The organism is Streptomyces sichuanensis (genome assembly GCF_020328095.1).
Classification (GTDB): domain Bacteria; phylum Actinomycetota; class Actinomycetes; order Streptomycetales; family Streptomycetaceae; genus Streptomyces; species Streptomyces cinnamoneus.
The window spans coordinates 1-3,190 of sequence record NZ_JAIXMK010000176.1 but is presented as its reverse complement, the minus strand read 5'-3'; the positions used below and the strand labels follow the sequence as shown (position 1 = coordinate 3,190).

The window sequence follows — 3,190 nt, the reverse complement described above, 5'->3', positions numbered from 1 at the left end:
GCGGGACGGCGCTGTGGCCTGCCGGCTGGCCTTTCCGTGGCTACGTCCGCGTCCTGCCGGTCGGCGTTGCGGTCCGCCGGGCTTCCGGCCTTTCGTGGCTACGTCCGCGTCCTGCGGGACGGCTCTGTGGTCCGCCGGGCTTCCGGCTTTCCGTGGCTACGTCCGCGTCCCGCGGGAGCGGCGCTGTGGCCTGCCGGGCTTCCGGCCCTTTCCGCGGCCTCGCCGCGGCCTGCCGGACGGCGCCGTGGCCCGCCGGCTCCCGGCCCTCCGCGGCGCCCGGTTCCCCGGCGGACGGGCCCGGTCGCGGTGTACCGGCCCTCCGGCGGCCACGCCCGGTCCCCCCGGCGCCCGGGCCCGGCCGGCGGTGCCCCGCGCGTGCGTGTCCGCCCTAGTGGGCCGCGTACGCCTCCAGCTGCCGCAGGCCCGTCCCCTCCACGCGCACGAAGCGCACCTCCGGGGCGTCCAGCCGCAGCGCGCCCCCGGCGTCGGTGACGAACGCCGCGTCCCGCCACGCCCGGCCGTCCGGTGACACCTGCACGCGGTGGCGCGGAGGCCGTCCCGCCCAGTGCAGCACGAGCCGTCCCAGCCGCACCGGCTGCGGCAGCTCCAGCAGCCAGGCGCTCCCGTCGGGGCGCAGGCCCGCACCGCGCGCCAGATCCGGCCCGCCGGCCTGCGGATACGTCCGGACCGTCACCGTCCGCTCCCGGCCCGCCAGCCGCACCGGCACGGTGAAGACGCCCGCGGGCGTCCCCGCCGGGACCGACAGCTCGATGCGGACCGTGGTCACGCCCCCGCGCACGGCCGTGACCTCCGCGGGGGCCGTGACCGTCACTCCCTTCGGCGCCCGCACGACCAGCGGCTCGCGGACCGTCTCCGGCCGCTGGTCGATCACGCGGGCCTCGACGACCGCGGGGCGTCCACCGGCCTCCGCGTCCACCCGGTCCCGCGAGAGCTCCCACTCCGCGGGGGCGGTGTCGGCGAACCACGGGGCGAACTCGTGCACCGCCGGCGGGGCGCCCGTGCCGCCGGTGAAGACCACGCGCAGCGCGTCGGCCCGCAGCCCCCGGCCCGGCACCTGCGTCCAGCCGCCCGCCGCCACCGGCCCCAGCGGCTGCCAGCCCTTCTCCGGGTCGTGCGCCTCCACGGTGCCGCCCGCCCCGGCCACCGGCGCGGTCAGCAGGGTGACCTGCGTCAGCGGGCGCGGCGCCGGCAGCCGGACGGCCAGCGGAGCGCCCGCCGGCACGGTCACGACGGTCGCCGGGTCACCGTCGGTGGCGGCGCCCGCCGTGCCCAGCGGCCGGTCGACGCCCGTCCACCCGTTGGCCCGGGCCAGCGCCTGGTCGAGGAAGGCGTCGAGAACGCCCTTGCCGACGGTGGCCCGGCCCGCCCGGATGCGGGCCCGCAGCCGCTGGACGTCGAGCTGGGCGCGCCACGCCCGGCCGCCGTCGCCGCGCGCCTGGGCGGTGAGCATGTCCACCGCCCGCAGGCCCGCCTCGCCGTGCAGGGCCAGCTGCTCCAGCCACGGGCCCACCTCCTCGCCGAGGACCGGGCCGAGCCGCTCGCGGACCCCGGCCATCGTGCGGAAGGCCCCCTGCAGCCGGTCCGCCGCCCCGTCGAGCGCGGCGGCGTCGGTGCCGGACAGGGCGGACCGGAAGCCGTCCAGCAGCGGGCGCAGGTACGCCGACTCCTCGCCGCCCAGCACCGAGGAGACGTCGTTGCCGGCGAGCGCCCGCAGCGCCTCGCGGGTCGGGCCGTCGCCGCCCGCCAGGTCGTCGACGGCCGCCCGCCAGGACTCGTCGGGACGGTAGCCGCCCGGGTTCCAGGCGAAGTCGGCGGCGGTGAACAGCGGGATGCGGGAAGCGGTGGGCTGCGCCGAGGCGTTGGCGAGCAGCGCGGTCGAGCCGGTGGCCACCGCCGGTTCCCGGCCCGTGTACGGCCCGAGGAAGATACGGTCCTGCGCGTAGTCGTTGACCGGGTAGTTGTCCATGGTCATCAACGGGTGCCCGAAGGCCGCCCGGGCCGCGGCCAGTTCACCGCCCGTGATGGTCCGGGGCACCACGCCCACGCCCGTCCACGCCACCTCCACGCGCGGGTCGAGGGCATCGGCCAGCGCCCGCCGGAAGGCCGTGCGCCCGTCCTGGTAGTACTCGGTGGGCAGCAGCGACAGCGGCGCCGCCTCCGCGCCCTTGCCGGCCAGGTGCCGCGCCAGCTCGCCGGCCACCTTCGCCTGCGCCCGGGCCGCCGCCTTCGGCCCGGAGCCGAACGCGTCGGCGTCCTCGTCGCAGTGCCACTCGCTGTAGCTGACGTCCTCGAACTGCAGCTGGAAGGCGCGCACCCCCAGCGCCCACATCGCGTCGGCCTTGCGCTTGAGCGCCCGCACGTCCTCGCCGGAGGAGAAGCACATCGCCTGCCCGGGGGAGACGGCCCAGCCGAGCGTCACGTGGTTGCGGCGGGCCCGCTCGGCCAGCTCCCGGAACTCCGCCCGCCGCGCCGCCGGGTAGGGGTCGCGCCAGCGGGCCTGGCGGTACGGGTCGTCGCCGGGCGCGTACAGGTAGCGGTTCTGCTTCGTGCGGCCCATGAAGTCCAGCTGCGCCAGCCGCTGCCGGTGCGACCACGGCTGCCCGTAGAAGCCCTCGGTCAGCCCGCGCACCGCCGTCCCCGGCCAGTCGCGGATCGCCGCCCCGGCGAAGGCGTGCCCGCCGTCCCGCTCCACGGCCAGCTGCCGCAGCGTCTGCGCCGCGTGGAAGAGGCCGTCCGCGCCCGCGCCCGCCAGGGCCACGACCGGCCGGCCGTCGAGCTGCCCGGTGGCCAGGCGGTAGCCGCCCGGCGGCAGGTCGCCCGCCGGTGGGGCGCCCAGCGCCCGCAGGGCCTCCTCGGCCGCCCGCCCGCCCGCATGGACGATCAGCCCGCTGGGCGGCGGGGTGCCACCGGGCTGGGCGTCGACGACGGTACGGGCTCCCGCGCCGCGCAGGATCGTGCGGAGCGCCTCGATCGCGTAGGGGTCGGTGCCCTGCTCGGCCATGAGGGTGACCTCGTCACCCACCCGGGCGAACCCGCCCCGGTCGCGCACCGACTGGGGCCGCGGCCACACGGGCGGCAGGGCGCCGGCGCCCTCCCGGTCCGGGGTGCCCGGCGAGCCGGTGGCGGCGGCCGCGTCCCCGGGCCGCGGGTCGGCGAGGGCGTCGCCGCC

Annotated in this window: 1 protein-coding gene; it reads right to left on the bottom strand. The window is 79.2% G+C overall.

Translation table 11 applies throughout. The annotated features are described in order from the left end of the window. Positions 1-388 precede the first annotated feature (388 nt). The coding region (locus tag LE181_RS29895) for a glycoside hydrolase family 84 protein (RefSeq protein WP_225664646.1) at positions 389-3,190 on the bottom strand (2,802 nt) is incomplete at its 5' end.